Source organism: Streptomyces sp. NPDC034037 (genome assembly GCF_055575715.1).
Genome location: NZ_JBVISC010000012.1, coordinates 172,420 through 186,591 on the forward strand (window position 1 = coordinate 172,420; position 14,172 = coordinate 186,591).

General features: G+C 69.8%; 16 protein-coding genes. 13 read left to right on the forward strand and 3 right to left on the reverse strand.

The window, feature by feature from the left end:
• The first annotated feature begins 22 nt into the window (after positions 1–22).
• The 8 genes from ACZ516_RS31600 (at position 23) to ACZ516_RS31635 (ending at position 5,709) form a co-directional block, all read left to right on the forward strand.
• Entirely contained in the window at positions 23–913 is an 891-nt protein-coding gene (locus ACZ516_RS31600; RefSeq protein ID WP_358581904.1) for a DUF5936 domain-containing protein, read from the forward strand.
• A gap of 284 nt (positions 914–1,197) precedes the next feature.
• Positions 1,198–1,404, forward strand: coding sequence for a hypothetical protein (locus tag ACZ516_RS31605; RefSeq protein WP_358912095.1), 207 nt, complete (start codon positions 1,198–1,200; stop codon positions 1,402–1,404).
• Positions 1,401–2,009 (forward strand): pilus assembly protein TadG-related protein, encoded by a 609-nt coding sequence (locus ACZ516_RS31610; protein ID WP_469013059.1) that lies wholly within the window; start codon positions 1,401–1,403, stop codon positions 2,007–2,009. The genes ACZ516_RS31605 and ACZ516_RS31610 overlap by 4 nt, the downstream gene beginning before the upstream one ends.
• Positions 2,010–2,041: 32 nt before the next feature.
• Positions 2,042–2,641, forward strand: coding sequence for a hypothetical protein (locus tag ACZ516_RS31615; RefSeq protein ID WP_469013002.1), 600 nt, complete (start codon positions 2,042–2,044; stop codon positions 2,639–2,641).
• 3 nt (positions 2,642–2,644) lie between these two features.
• The gene (locus ACZ516_RS31620; protein WP_469013005.1) at positions 2,645–3,289 is read left to right on the forward strand and encodes an OmpA family protein; all 645 of its coding nucleotides are present in this window, start codon (positions 2,645–2,647) and stop codon (positions 3,287–3,289) included.
• 122 nt (positions 3,290–3,411) lie between these two features.
• Positions 3,412–4,215, forward strand: coding sequence for a class I SAM-dependent methyltransferase (locus ACZ516_RS31625; protein WP_469013007.1), 804 nt, complete (start codon positions 3,412–3,414; stop codon positions 4,213–4,215).
• A gap of 63 nt (positions 4,216–4,278) precedes the next feature.
• Positions 4,279–4,632 carry a winged helix-turn-helix transcriptional regulator gene (locus tag ACZ516_RS31630; RefSeq protein WP_469013008.1) on the forward strand — a complete coding sequence of 118 codons (354 nt, stop codon included), beginning with the start codon at positions 4,279–4,281 and terminating at the stop codon, positions 4,630–4,632.
• Positions 4,633–5,220: 588 nt separating this feature from the next.
• The gene (locus ACZ516_RS31635; protein WP_361087524.1) at positions 5,221–5,709 is read left to right on the forward strand and encodes a hypothetical protein; all 489 of its coding nucleotides are present in this window, start codon (positions 5,221–5,223) and stop codon (positions 5,707–5,709) included.
• Positions 5,710–5,719: 10 nt separating this feature from the next.
• Here the strand turns inward: ACZ516_RS31635 and mgrA are convergent, their stop codons facing one another.
• A complete protein-coding gene (gene mgrA / locus ACZ516_RS31640) occupies positions 5,720–6,757 on the reverse strand; it encodes an L-glyceraldehyde 3-phosphate reductase (RefSeq protein ID WP_469013009.1) in 1,038 nt (345 codons plus the stop codon).
• 130 nt (positions 6,758–6,887) lie between these two features.
• Between mgrA and ACZ516_RS31645 the strand changes: the two genes are divergently transcribed.
• The 4 genes from ACZ516_RS31645 (at position 6,888) to ACZ516_RS31660 (ending at position 11,873) form a co-directional block, all read left to right on the forward strand.
• On the forward strand, positions 6,888–7,649 hold the full coding sequence (locus ACZ516_RS31645; protein WP_358581888.1) for an isoprenyl transferase: 762 nt from the start codon (positions 6,888–6,890) through the stop codon (positions 7,647–7,649).
• A gap of 330 nt (positions 7,650–7,979) precedes the next feature.
• Entirely contained in the window at positions 7,980–9,302 is a 1,323-nt protein-coding gene (locus tag ACZ516_RS31650) for a PhoH family protein (RefSeq protein WP_469013012.1), read from the forward strand.
• Between the two features lie 398 nt (positions 9,303–9,700).
• On the forward strand, positions 9,701–10,435 hold the full coding sequence (locus ACZ516_RS31655) for an aggregation-promoting factor C-terminal-like domain-containing protein (protein WP_467464472.1): 735 nt from the start codon (positions 9,701–9,703) through the stop codon (positions 10,433–10,435).
• A 136-nt stretch (positions 10,436–10,571) separates the two neighbouring features.
• Positions 10,572–11,873, forward strand: coding sequence for an AI-2E family transporter (locus ACZ516_RS31660; protein WP_361087517.1), 1,302 nt, complete (start codon positions 10,572–10,574; stop codon positions 11,871–11,873).
• 79 nt (positions 11,874–11,952) lie between these two features.
• Here ACZ516_RS31660 and ACZ516_RS31665 read toward each other — a convergent pair whose 3' ends face one another.
• Together ACZ516_RS31665 and ACZ516_RS31670 are read right to left on the reverse strand one after the other, a co-directional pair.
• Positions 11,953–12,483, reverse strand: a complete 531-nt coding sequence (locus ACZ516_RS31665) for an alkyl hydroperoxide reductase (protein ID WP_358581880.1) — start codon at positions 12,481–12,483, stop codon at positions 11,953–11,955.
• Between the two features lie 15 nt (positions 12,484–12,498).
• Positions 12,499–13,053: a peroxiredoxin gene (locus ACZ516_RS31670; RefSeq protein ID WP_127909977.1), complete on the reverse strand. Its 555-nt coding sequence runs from the start codon at positions 13,051–13,053 to the stop codon at positions 12,499–12,501.
• 133 nt (positions 13,054–13,186) lie between these two features.
• On the opposite strand from ACZ516_RS31670, the gene ACZ516_RS31675 reads away from it, so the two are divergent.
• Positions 13,187–14,140, forward strand: a complete 954-nt coding sequence (locus ACZ516_RS31675) for a LysR substrate-binding domain-containing protein (protein WP_469013017.1) — start codon at positions 13,187–13,189, stop codon at positions 14,138–14,140.
• Positions 14,141–14,172: the final 32 nt, after the last annotated feature.

Below are 14,172 nucleotides of genomic sequence, written 5' to 3' on the forward strand. Positions count from 1 at the left end.
CGTACGCGACAAGGGGGTTGCCGTGCTGGGCCTGCTGTTAGCCGTGGTCATGGGCCTCGCCGTGGCCGGCGCCTGCCAGGGCGTCCGGATGTACCGCGCGGACGCCAAACTGCCGTCCGACCTGGCCCTCGCCCTGGAGGTCGGCGGGACCCGCGTCTCGGCGGCGGGCTCGGCGGTGGACCGCCTCGGCATGCGCTTCGCACCGCTCGTCCTGCGCCTCATGGGCCGAAAACGGGTCGACGCCAAACGCCGCCGGATCGACATGGCGGGCAACCCCGGGGGCCTCACGATCGACCGCTACGCGGCGCGGCGCGCGGTCTACGGCATCTTCGGCGTCGTCCTCGGCCTGGTCTTCCTCACCAACGGCTCCCCGCTCCTCGGCCTGCTGACCTTCGCCTTCGGGGCGACGGCGGCGGACGCCCTGATCTGGCAGGCCGTCCGCGAACGCCGCGAGGTCATCGACCGCACCCTGCCGGACTTCCTGGACGTCCTGGCGGTCGTCGTCTCGGCCGGCCTCGGCTTCCGCCAGGCGCTGGACCGGGTGGCGGAGCGGTACGAGGGTCCGTGGGCGGACGAACTGCGCATCACCCTGCGCCAGATGGACATGGGCGTCGGCCGCCGCCAGGCCTTCGACGAGCTGCGCCGCCGCAACGCCTCCGAGCAGGTCGCGCAGTTCGTCTCCGCGCTGCAGCAGGGCGAGGAACTGGGTTCCCCCATCGCGGACACCCTGATCCAGATCGCCACGGACATGCGGCGCACCGACGCCCAGAACTCCCGGCGCCGGGCGGCGAAAACGATCCCCAAGGCGACGATGGTCACCCTGGTCTTCATGCTGCCCGCCACGATGATCCTTATCGCGGCGGGAATGTTCCTCGGCTCGGGCTCGGACTTCGGTTCGATTCTGGGGCGCTGATGAGCGGGTTTCCTCAACTGCCGTCAACTGTGCGAAACCCCTTCGCGGCTGCAATGCGATGTGGGACAGTCGGAGCTGAGCTCACGGTTCGCGGGAGGGGACTTCGTGCATGGTGATCTCACCGAGGGGGAAGGTAATCCGCCAACTTGCGGGCCGGGCACCCCGGAAACCGCATACGTCGCGCGGAGTTGCTGCCGACGTACGCCGTGTGGCGTACGTTGCCTCTGACCACAAAGGGCGCGGTATCGGGTGGGAGAGAAGGAGCCGTCGTGCTGAAGGAACGCGTGCTCGAAGTCTGGGTCGACTGGACGGTGACGGTGACATCCCGCATCCGAGGGAGGGATCGGGACGCGGGGGCGGGGTTCGTGGAGTATGCGGGTCTCATGATTCTTATTGCGGGGATCTTCACGTTGATCGACCAGCTCGGGCTGGATGGAACGATCTCCGGAGCCATTGGGGACGCGGTCGACGACGTGGTCGGTGGTGGCTGACAGGCCGCCTTCGAAGTGACCAAGGGCAGAGCCTTCTCATCTGCATCTGGTTGACGGGGATTCTGCTCTTCGTCGCATTCGCCTTCTTCGCTTTCGCTCAGGCGGCCTCCGCGCGCAATGGCGCCCAGTCCGCCGCTGACGCGGCCGCTCTGGCGGCGGCCCAGGAGTCGAGGGACGATCTGGTCGAGGGGCTGGGCCTGTCCATCGGGCAGGGAGACGACTGGCTCGACTGGCTGACGGGGTACGAGATCACCGGCATGGGCACGGCCCAGGCGGCGGCCGACGCCCTCGCGGCGGAGAACGATTCCCGGACCCGGGGTGTCGAGCCGGTCGAGGTGAAGGGATACCCCGGGTTCCGTGTAGCGATCGAGACCAATTACACGGTGGGTGATTCGATCATCCCCGGCACCGAGACGCAGCACGCCAAGGCCGATGCGACCGCTGTCGTCAAGCCACGCTGTCATGTGGATCCCTCGGCGAATCCGAAGAAGGACGTGAAGTTCCTCTGCGACGGTGAAGGGTCCTTCGAGATCGACCCGGAGGAATTCGACCCGGATGACCTTCCTGACCCGTCCGTGCTCTTCTCTGTCCACTTGGTCGACTGACCGGAGATCGACGAAAGAAGGAAGCGGTAGCAATGAGTGTTCGGCGCACCATGATGGCCCGCAGGGCAATGACCGCTGTGGCGATCACCACCGGGCTGGTCCTCACGGTCGCCGGCTGCGGCGGTGGGGATGACGGTGAAGTCAGTTCGGAGAAGTCGAGCCCTTCTTCATCAAAAACTGGTGGAAGTCACGGAGGTGATGAGGGGAAGCCGAACGATGCTTCTTCGACCGACAGCGTATTGGCGGAGTCCAAGGACGGCGAGGTCAGCATCACCATCCATTCGGCTGTCCGGGACGGAGGTGGCTTTGTCACGGTCTCCGGCACGGTGAAGAACAACGGAGACCGGTCATGGTTGGGTGCCAACTGGGCCAGTGACGAGCGCGAATTGAGATCCAACGGTGGATCTCTCTCGGGAGCCAGTCTGGTCGACAACGAGGGGAAGAAGAAGTACCTCGTTCTCAGGGACACGTCAGGGCGGTGCCTGTGCACCAAGTTCGATGGCCGGGTGAAGCGGGGAGACACCGCCGACTGGTACGCCCAATTCCCCGCCCCCCCGGAAGGCACGACCAAGGTCGATTTCCAAGTAGGCGCCATGCCCCCCGCCCCCCTCGAAATCTCCGACGGCGAGTGACCCATGACCCGCCACCCCCACCGCGCAAGCGCCGCCGCAACCCTCGCGCTGGCCCTCCTCTGCCTCACCCCGGTCCCCGCATGGGCCGACGGCGGCCCCAGCACGCCCCCCGGCAGCACCACCACCTCCCCGCCCCCCGAGGTCGACGCCAACAGCCCGGGGCTGAAGCTCGCCGACGGCGCCACGCTCGCGCCCGCGAAGGTGTTGGACATCAAGTCCGTCGTCGAGGACCTCGGCGGTGAGGAGCGCCGTGAGGACACCAACACGGACGTGAAGTTCGCGCTCCAGGCGGAGGTCCTCTTCCCCAAGGACAGCGCGGAGCTGAACCCCGAGGCGAGCGCCCGCATCAAGGCGATCGCCGAGGAGGCCAAGGCGCAGAAGGCCACGGACGTCCGGGTGTTCGGCTTCACGGACAACCTCGGCTCCTACGGCCACGGCAAGAAGCTCTCCAAGCGCCGCGCCGAAGCCGTGCACGACGAGCTGGCGGGCCACCTCGGCCCCCAGGTCACCTTCTCCGTACGCGGATACAGCGAGGACTACCCCATCGCGGACAACGGCTCGGAGGAGGGCCGCAAGAAGAACCGCCGCGTCGAGGTCTCCTTCCCACGCGGAGCGACCGGCACGGGCGGACCGACCGGTTCGGGTTGAGCGACCGGTTCGGGTTGAGCGACCGGCACGGGCTGAGCGAGGCGGGGCGGGGGTGCGGGGACGCGGCACCCCCGCCGCGGGTCGGCGGCCCCGCCGTGAGCCCGTAATGCCAGGCTTCTCCCATGAACAACGGCCCCACCGCCCCCAGTGACCGACCCGACCCCACCGCCTTCGAGGCCCTCGTCGCCGAGGCGCAGGCCGCGCCCACCGAGGGATGGGACTTCTCCTGGTTCGAGGGGAGGGCCACCGAGGCGCGCCCCTCCTGGCGGTACGCCGAGGCGATGGCACGCCGCCTCGCGCGGGCGCGGGCCTCGCTCGACGTCCAGACCGGCGGTGGCGAAGTGCTCGCCTCCGCCACCACCCTGCCGCCGCTCGCCGTCGCCACGGAGGGCTGGCCCGCGAACGTGGCCAAGGCGACCGCGCTGCTGCACCCGCGCGGCGTCGCGGTCGTCGCGTCCCCGGAGGACGCCCCGCTGCCGTTCGCCGACGGCGCCTTCGACCTGGTGACCAGCCGCCACCCGGTGCGGGCCCGCTTCGGCGAGATCGCCCGCGTGCTGCGCCCCGGCGGCACGTACTTCGCGCAGCACGTCGGCCCCGCCAGCGCCTTCGAGGTCGTCGAGTACTTCCTCGGGCCGCAGCCGCCCGAGGTGCGCGCGGCCCGCCACCCCGACCGGGAGCGCGCCGAGGCCGAGGCGGCGGGCCTGGAGGTCGTGGACCTGCGGGCCGAGCGGTTGCGGATGGAGTTCTTCGACGTCGGGGCCGTCGTCCACTTCCTGCGCAAGGTGGTGTGGATGGTCCCCGGCTTCAGCGTGGAGGCCTACCGGCCGCGGCTGCGCGAACTACACGAGCGGATCGAGGCCGAGGGCCCCTTCGTCGCCCACAGCACCCGCCACCTCTTCGAACTCCGCAAGCCTCTGGACCCGTAGGGCCGGCCGCGCGCGGTCGGTACTGTCGGTCCGGTAAGTGTCCTGGTGAGCCGAGGAGTTGCCGTGCTGAAGGCAGGGAAGTCGTACGCGTGCGGGCTGGACGCGGCGGTGGACGTCGTCGGCGGGAAATGGAAGCCCATGATCCTGTGGGCGCTGCACGCGGGCCGGACGCTGCGCTTCGGCGAGCTGCGGCGCGGCGTCCCCGGCGTCAGCGAGAAGATGCTGATCCAGCAGCTGCGGGAGCTGGAGTCGGACGGCATCGTGCACCGCGAGGTCTACCGCCAGGTGCCGCCGAAGGTCGAGTACTCCCTGACCGACCTCGGCCAGTCCCTCAACGCGGCCCTGGGCCCCCTCGGGGCGTGGGGCGAGCAGCACATAGAGGAGATCGTGGCCGGCAAGGCGCGAAAGGAGAGCTGACGGCCCATCCGGGCAAAGTTCGCCTACGCGTCACACCGTCAGGTAGGCCCACGAGGGTCCCGAACGGGCCCCCGCGGGCCCCTAAATCGAAGCCTTGATTCCGCATCGTTATCAATACTGGCTCGATCTGCTCCTCGCCGTCCCGTAAGTTCAGACCAAGGCTAATTCGCGTGAGCAAAGCTCCGTGGGCGGTGCCGTGCGGTGGAGGGGGCCGCACGGCACCGCGAGCCGTCACCCCGCACCACGTCAAGTCTGCGAACGTTCCCGGGGTCCCCCGTGCGGAGTACGGCACCGCCCGGCCGAAACCAGCCCCCGAACCCCGGATTCCGCAGGCAGAACGGCCTCTCGCAGTCGCCGTCCGGTGTCGGAGAGTAGTTGCGGCGCGCCAATGCACGCAGAATCACTTACGAAGGGTTATGGTGGAAACCCCCCCTCGGGCCGGTCCGTCTCCCCCCCACGGACCGGCCCGTTTTTTGTGCCCGCGTCCCGGCGCCGGACGATCAAGGCCCCGGAACCCGACGATCGCCGGGCGATGACGGCCCCGGAACCCGACGATCAAGGTCGCCGCACCTCGTTATCGTCAGGGACATGTCGAACGACTTTCCCCCGCCGCAGCCGCCCCCCAGCACCCCGCAGCAGCACCCCCAGGCGGGCCTGCCCGCCTACCCCGGCCCCGCCCAGGACCCCGCGTACGCCTACGGCCCCACGGCCCCGCAGCGGATGCCCGGCTCCGTGCGCGCCGCGCAGATCGTGCTCTGGGTCCTCGCCGGGCTCGTCCTGCTCGGCTCCGTCGTCATCGCCGCCACCGGCGACGCCGAGACGGCGGGCGCCGCCGTCGGAGTGAACGTGCTGGTCATGGTGGCCGCGGGCCTGGCCCTGCGGTTCCAGCGGGCCGGCGGCGGCACCCGCGTGGCGTGCATCGTCCTGATGGCGCTGCAGACGCTGAGCGCGCTCGGCGGCGCGGCCAACGGCAACCCCGGCGGTCTCCTGCCGCTGCTCGGCGCCATCGCGGTGATCGTCCTGCTGGCCCGGGGGGACGCGGGTGCCTGGTTCGACCGCCCGCGCCCCGGGAACTGACCGGCCGGTGTCAGCCGCGCCCGGCCCAGATGTTGGTGCCGGGCGTCGACACCGCGAAGGTGTCGATGGCGGCCAGTTCCGTCTCCGTCAGCTTCGGGCCCGCGAGCGCCGCCACGTTCTCCTCCAGCTGCGCGACGCTGGAGGCGCCGATCAGCGCCGACGTCATCCGCTCGTCCCGCAGCACCCAGTTCAGGGCGAGCTGGGCGAGCGACTGGCCGCGGCCCGCCGCGATGTCGTTGAGCCCGTTCAGCCGGCGCACGACCTCCTCGCTCAGCAGCTCGGGGTCCAGGGACTTGCCCTGCGTGGCGCGCGACCCCTCCGGGATGCCCTTCAGGTACTTGTTCGTGAGCAGCCCCTGCGCGAGCGGCACGAAGGAGATGCAGCCCATCCCGGCCCGCTCCAGCGTGTCCAGGAGGCCGTCCTCCTCCGTCCAGCGGTTGATCATCGAGTACGACGGCTGGTGGATGAGCGCCGGCACCCCCATCTCCCGCAGCAGCCGCGCCGCTTCGGCGGTCTGCTCGCTGTTGTACGAGGACACGCCCACGTAGAGCGCCTTGCCCTGCCGGACGGCGGACGCGAGCGCGCCCATCGTCTCCTCCAGCGGGGTGTCCGGGTCGAAGCGGTGGGAGTAGAAGATGTCGACGTAGTCGAGGCCCATCCGCTTCAGCGAGGCGTCCAGCGAGGACAGCAGGTACTTGCGGCTGCCCCACTCGCCGTACGGGCCGGGGTGCATGAGGTACCCGGCCTTGGTCGAGATGACCAGTTCGTCGCGGTAGGGGGCGAAATCCTGCGCGAAGAGCTTGCCGAAGTTCAGCTCGGCCGAACCGGCGGGCGGCCCGTAGTTGTTCGCCAGGTCGAAGTGCGTGACGCCCAGGTCGAAGGCGCGGCGCAGGATCGCGCGCTGCGTGTCCAGGGCCTTGTCGTCACCGAAGTTGTGCCAGAGGCCGAGGGAGACCGCGGGCAGCTTCAGGCCGCTGCGGCCCGTGCGCCGGTACTCCATGGTGTCGTAGCGGTCCGGGGCCGGGCGGTACACGAAGGTGTCGTTCATGAGGATGAAGCTACTTCAGCGGCGGGCACCCGACTTCGGAGGGCGGCCCGCGCAGCGGTAGGGTGTCGCCCTCGGGGACTGCCCTACGCACACCCCTTGGGACCACCATCTGCTGGAGGGGCTGACACACGTGAACCTGCGCGACCTGGTGTACGGACTTTACGCACGCCGGGTGGAAGGCCGCCTCGACCACGACCAGGTGCCCAAGCACATCGGGGTCATCCTCGACGGCAACCGCCGCTGGGCGAAGGCGTCCGGCGGGACCACCGCTCAGGGCCACCAGGCGGGCGCGTACAAGATCGAGGAGTTCCTCGGCTGGTGCGCGGAGACCGACGTCGAGGTCGTCACGCTGTGGATGCTCTCCACCGACAACTTCGACCGGCCCGAGGAGGAGCTGACCCCGCTCCTCGGCATCATCGAGGCCACGGTCCGCTCCCTCGTCGCGGACGGCCGCTGGCGTGTGCACCACGTCGGCGCGCTCGACCTGCTGCCCGCCCGCACGCAGGCCGTCATGAAGGAAGCCGAACAGGCCACCCACGACAACACCGGGATACTCGTCAACGTCGCGGTGGGCTACGGCGGCCGCCAGGAGATCGCCGACGCCGTGCGCTCGCTGCTCCTGGACCACGCCGACAAGGGCACGAGCCTGGAGGAGGTCGCGGAGAGCGTCGACATCGACCTCATCTCCAAGCACCTTTACACCAGCGGCCAGCCGGACCCCGACCTGGTGATCCGCACCAGCGGCGAGCAGCGCCTGTCGGGCTTCATGCTCTGGCAGTCCGCTCACTCCGAGTACTACTTCTGCGAAGTCTTCTGGCCGGCCTTCCGGAAGGTCGACTTCCTGCGTGCGCTGCGCGATTACGCCGCCCGCCACCGCCGCTACGGCGGCTGACCCGCGTACGCCCCTGAGGTCGGGGTAACCCGGAGTTAACCAACGCGTCGTCATATGCCTTGGCATGGCCGCGCTTGTTCGAGGGAATAAGCCTTCCAGGTCGACGTCCGCGCAGTGTCCGAAAGGGACGTCGTATCTCAGCGGACGGCGAACAGCCGTCCGCCCGGGAGGCCCCTTGCACCAGGACGACCGTGTGAACAGCGCGGGCGACGTGGAGGGCCGGCGCTCGGCCCGCGCATCGCGGCCGCGTCCGGCCTGGATCACACCCGCCAGTCCGCCCGGATTCCCTCCCGTCGCTCCCCGACCTCATCCGAGGGGGTACGTCCTTCCGTGGTGACCAGCACAAAGCGCCGCATGCCCGACAGGCGCACCTATGTTCTCGACACCAGCGTCCTGCTGGCCGACCCGAACGCCCTGACCCGCTTCGACGAGCACGAAGTCGTGCTGCCCGTCGTCGTGGTGACGGAGCTGGAGGCCAAGCGGCACCATCCGGAGCTCGGCTACTTCGCCCGGCAGGCCCTGCGCCTGCTGGACGACTTCCGCGTCCGGCACGGCCGCCTGGACGCCCCGATCCCCCTCGGGGACCTGGGCGGCTCGCTGCGCGTCGAGCTCAACCACTCCGATCCCGGCGTGCTCCCGGCCGGCTACCGGTTGGGGGACAACGACTCCCGGATCCTCGCCGTCGCGCGCAACCTCCAGGCGGAGGGATACGACGTCACGGTCGTCTCCAAGGACCTGCCGCTGCGGATCAAGGCGTCCTCCGTCGGGCTCCTCGCCGAGGAGTACCGCGCGGAACTGGCCATCACGGACTCCGGCTGGACCGGCATGTCCGAACTGGCCCTGACGGCGGAGCAGGTGGACCTCCTCTTCGAGGAGGACCACCTGTACGTGCCCGAGGCCGCCGACCTGCCCGTCCACACCGGCCTGACCATCCAGTCCGAGCGGGGCAAGGCCCTCGGCCGCGTCACCGCCGAGGGCAACGTCCGGCTCGTGCGCGGCGACCGGGAGGTCTTCGGCATCAAGGGCAGGAGCGCCGAGCAGCGGATCGCGCTCGATCTGCTCCTGGACCCCGACATCGGGATCGTCTCGATGGGCGGCCGCGCCGGCACCGGCAAGTCGGCGCTCGCGCTCTGCGCGGGCCTGGAGGCCGTCCTGGAGCGCAGACAGCACCAGAAGGTGATGGTCTTCCGCCCGCTGTACGCGGTCGGCGGCCAGGAACTGGGCTATCTGCCCGGCACCGAGGCCGAGAAGATGGGCCCCTGGGCGCAGGCGGTCTTCGACACGCTCGGTTCGGTGGCCGGCAAGGAGGTCATCGAAGAGGTCACCGCGCGCGGCATGCTGGAGGTGCTGCCGCTCACCCACATCCGCGGCCGCTCGCTGCACGACGCGTTCGTGATCGTCGACGAGGCCCAATCCCTGGAGCGGAACGTCCTGCTGACGGTGTTGTCCCGCATCGGGGCGAACTCCCGGGTCGTCCTCACCCATGACGTCGCCCAGCGCGACAACCTCCGAGTGGGGCGCTACGACGGCGTGGTGGCCGTCGTGGAGAAACTGAAAGGGCATCCGCTCTTCGCACACGTGACCCTCACCCGTTCGGAGCGCTCGCAGATCGCGGCCCTGGTGACCGAAATGCTGGAGGACGGTCACATCTGAGTCAGTTCACGCTGTATGCCCGGCAATTGACGCCGTCCGGTGAAGCCAAGGAGCCTAGCCGGGCGGCGTTGTCGTGCGCGCCTCTTTCCGAAAAACTCCTGGGGCAAACGGGGTGTGAGCTTTCCCACGCAACGGAGAATTGCCTTGCGGTGTCCGGCTGGGGCAGAGTCTCAGTCCTGTCAGGCCCCGCATGCGACACACCTGTACCCCCAGCGGTACTGAACCCCAGAACTTCATAGTGGCCGTCGCATGCCGCCCGAGCACCACGCGGCGCTCCCCTTGGGGGAGTTGTCCACCGGGCCCGCGCCTCCCGTGACCGATCGCAAGCGGAGGCCAGCGCCAGGGGCACGATTGCGTCCGCGAGGTCACCTATGCGGGCGATGCTGGAAGGAAACCGTGTGAGCCGGATTTCGGTCCGGGGATTCGCCGTGGCGTCCGCCACCGCGGTCACCACCGTCGGAGCCGTCGTGGGTGTCGCCTCGGGCAACACCCAGCCCTCGAACTCGAACGACTTCGAGGCAGCGGCGAGCGACGCGACCCTCCTCGCAGAGATCCCCTCGGGCCAGCAGGCCCAGGTTCAGACCGCGTCCCTGACGCAGCAGGCCGACGCGCAGGCCATGGCCGCCGACACCGCCGCCAAGAAGACCGCCGCGGAGGAGGCCCGCAAGCAGGCCGCCGCCTCGGCGATCGAGAAGCAGAAGGCCGCGGAGAAGGCGGAGGCGGCCGAGAAGGCGCAGAAGGCCGCCGCGAAGAAGGAGAAGGAGCGCGAGGAGAAGGCCGAGACCAAGGCCAGCCGTTCCTCCACCCGCGACGCCGGTGACTTCTCGCCGCAGGGCTCCTACACGGTCGCCCAGGTCCAGGCGATGGCACGGCAGATGGTCCCCGGCGACCAGTTCCAGTGCTTCAGCAACATCGTCAACCACGAGTCCACGTGGAACTACAAGGCGTCCAACGCCTCCTCGGGCGCCTACGGCCTCGTCCAGGCGCTGCCCGGTTCCAAGATGGCCTCGGCGGGCGCCGACTGGCAGACCAACCCGGCCACGCAGATCAAGTGGGGCCTGAACTACATGAACGACCGCTACGGCAGCCCGTGCGGCGCCTGGGGCTTCTGGCAGAACAACCACTGGTACTAGGCCACGATCGGCGGCCGTACCGCGCTCGACTCGGGAGACCCTCCACCGTCCTTCGGTGGGGGGTCTCTCCCGTGTACGGTCGGTGCGGACAGCCGCGGGGGGAGTGGTGGGGAAAGACGGGGGTAGAGGACGGATCATGTCGCGAATGCCAGGGTGGCTCGGCCGGCTGGGAGCCGGACTGAGCGAGGTGGGCCAGAAGTTGAACGAGCAGCGCGACAAGGACACCGACGAGTCCGACGACGTGCCGGGCGCGGAGCACGAGCAGGTGCCGCCGCCGCCCGCGTACGCACCGGACGTGGCGGCCAGACCCGACCCCGCGGCGGCCGTGCCGTGGGGGATGCGGGTCGCCGCCGAGGCCGGCTGGCGGCTGCTGGTCCTCGCGGGCACGCTCTGGGTCCTGATGAAGGTCATCAGCGCGGTGCAGCTCGTGGTGCTGGCCTTCGTGGCCGCGCTGCTGATCACCGCGTTGCTCCAGCCCACGGTGGCCCGGCTGCGCCGGATCGGTCTGCCGCGCGGCCTGGCGACCGCGGTCACGGCGATCCTCGGCTTCGTCATCATGGGCCTGGTCGGCTGGTTCGTGGTCTGGCAGGTCATGGAGAACGCCGACAAGCTGTCCGGGCAGGTCCAGGACGGCATCGAGGACTTGCGCAAGTGGCTGCTCAACAGCCCCTTCCACGTGACCGAGGACCAGATCAACGACATCGCCACGAGTCTGCGTGACGCGGTCGGCGCCAACACCGAGGAGCTGACCTCCGCGGGCCTCGAAGGCGTCACGGTCATCGTCGAGGCGCTGACCGGCATCCTGCTCGCGATGTTCTCGACGCTGTTCCTGCTGTACGACGGCCGGCGCATCTGGCAGTGGTTCCTCAAGCTGGTGCCGGCCCAGGCGCGGCCGGGCATCGCCGGCGCGGGCCCGAGGGCGTGGCGCACGCTCACCGCCTATGTGCGCGGCACGGTGATAGTGGCCATGATCGACGCCATCTTCATCGGCCTCGGCATCTACTTCCTCGGGGTGCCGATGGCGGTCCCGCTGGCCGTCATCATCTTCCTGGCCTCGTTCGTGCCGCTGGTCGGCGCCGTGGTCTCCGGCGCCCTCGCGGTCGTCGTCGCGCTCGTGACGCAGGGCGTGTTCACCGCGGTGATGGCGCTGCTGGTGGTCCTGGCGGTGCAGCAGATCGAGGGGCACATCCTGCAGCCGTTCATCCTCGGCCGCGCGGTGCGGGTGCATCCGCTGGCGGTGATCCTCTCCGTCGCCGCGGGCGGCATGGTCGCCGGGATCGGCGGAGCGGTCGTGGCGGTCCCGCTGGTCGCCGTCACGAACACGGTCGTCGGCTATCTGCGCGCGTACTCCCGCGAGGCCGCGCTGAAGCAGGCGCCGCGGCCCCGGGGCGCCACGGCCACGGAGGTCTCCGCCTCCGACCCGCCGCCGCAGCAATAGGACGAAGGCGCACGGAAAGGGGCCCGGAACCATAGGTTCCGGGCCCCTTTCCGTGTTCTGGGCCGACTGTGCCTGGTGATCAGGCGAGGTGGGCCTCGGAGTCCAGCGTGACGCCGACCGCCTGGATGACGGCGGCGATCTTGAAGGCTTCCTGGATGGTCTCGCGGTCGACGCCGGCCTTGCGCAGGACCTGCTCGTGCGAGTCCAGGCACTGGCCGCAGCCGTTGATCGCGGAGACCGCGAGGGACCACAGCTCGAAGTCGACCTTCTCCACGCCCGGGTTGCCGATGACGTTCATCCGCAGACCGGCGCGCATGGTCCCGTACTCCGGGTCGGAGAGCAGGTGGCGCGTGCGGTAGAAGACGTTGTTCATCGCCATGATGGCGGCGGCCGACTTGGCGGCGGTGAACGCCTCGGGGGAGAGGTTCGCCTTCGCCTCGGGCTCCAGCTCGCGCAGCACCCGCGGGGAGCGGGACGCGATGGCGCAGGCCAGCACGGTGCCCCACAGCTGCTGCTGCGGCAGGTCGCTGTTGCCGATGACCGAGCCGAGGTTGAGCTTCAGGTCCTTGGCGTAGTCCGGTACGGCGGACTTCAGTTCGTCGAGTGCCATGTCAGTAGCTCCCGTTCACTCGCCCGAGAGCAGCGCGACCGGGTCGAGGGTCTCGTCGCCCTTGCTCCAGTTGCAGGGGCACAGCTCGTCGGTCTGCAGGGCGTCGAGGACCCGCAGGACCTCCTTGGGGTTACGGCCCACGGAACCGGCGGTCACCATCGTGAACTGGATCTCGTTGTTCTGGTCGACGATGAAGACGGCGCGCTGCGCGAAGCCGTCCTCGCCCTCGATGCCGAGGGCACGCATGAGCTCGTGCTTGGAGTCGGCCAGCATGGGGAAGGGCAGGTCGGTCAGGTCCGGGTGGTCCTTGCGCCAGGCGTGGTGCACGAACTCGGAGTCACCGGAGAAGCCGAGGATCTGGGCGTCACGGTCGGCGAACTCGTCGTTCAGCTTGCCGAACGCGGCGATCTCGGTCGGGCACACGAAGGTGAAGTCCTTGGGCCACGCGAACACGATCTTCCACTTGCCCTCGTAGGTCTTGTGGTTGATCTGCTCGAACTCCGCGCCCTTCTCCAGGGAGACACAGGCGGTCAGGTCGAACTCGGGGAACTTGTCACCGACAGTGAGCACACGTACTCCTTGCGACAGAGAAACGCCCTTTTGAGGAGTTTCCTGGGGGGTTGGACTGATGCCGATGGTGGCACAGGGGGCATTGATTAGGGAAATAGCTAGAGTGGGTCGTGTTGATCGGAGGTGGCTATCAGTGAGAGCCATAAATAGGGGCAGGCAGAACGGCGGCAGGCAGCCCAGCCTGGCGCAGCTGCGCGCCTTCGCCGCGGTGGCCGAACATCTGCACTTCAGGGACGCGGCCGCCGCGATCGGGATGAGCCAGCCCGCGCTCTCCGGCGCCGTGGCCGCCCTGGAGGAGGCCCTGGGGGTCCAGCTCCTGGAGCGCACCACCCGCAAGGTACTGCTCTCCTCGGCGGGGGAACGCCTGGCCGTACGGGTCAGGGCCGTCCTCGGCGAGGTCGAGGCGCTCCTGGAGGAGGCGGACGCCGTCAAGGCGCCCTTCACCGGGGCGCTGCGCCTCGGCGTGATCCCGACCGTCGCGCCGTACCTGCTGCCGACGGTGATCGCGCTCGTCCACGAGACCTACCCGGACCTGGACCTCCAGGTGCACGAGGAGCAGACCTCCTCGCTGCTCGACGGGCTCACGGCCGGACGGCTCGACCTGCTGTTGCTCGCGGTGCCGCTCGGTGTCCCGGGGGTGACGGAGCTGCCCCTCTTCGACGAGGACTTCGTGCTCGTCACGCCGCTCGACCACTGGCTCGGCGGCCGCGAGGGCATCCCCCGCGAGGCGCTGAAGGAGCTGCACCTGCTGCTGCTCGACGAGGGGCACTGCCTGCGCGACCAGGCGCTGGACATCTGCCGGGAGGCGGGCCGCGCGGACGCCCCCGTGACCACGACCGCCGCCGGGCTCTCCACGCTCGTCCAGCTCGTCGCCGGCGGACTCGGGGTGACGCTGCTGCCGCGCACCGCCGTGCGCGTGGAGACCAGCCGCAGCAACCAGCTGCTCACCGGGTACTTCGCCGACCCGGCGCCGACCCGGCGGATCGCGCTCGCCATGCGGACGGGCGCCGCGCGGGCCGCCGAGTACGAGGAGCTGGCGCAGGCCCTGCGGGGGGCGGTGCGGCCGTTGCCGGTGCGGGTGGTGTGACCCGCACCGGCGACAGCCGCCTGCCGCACGGG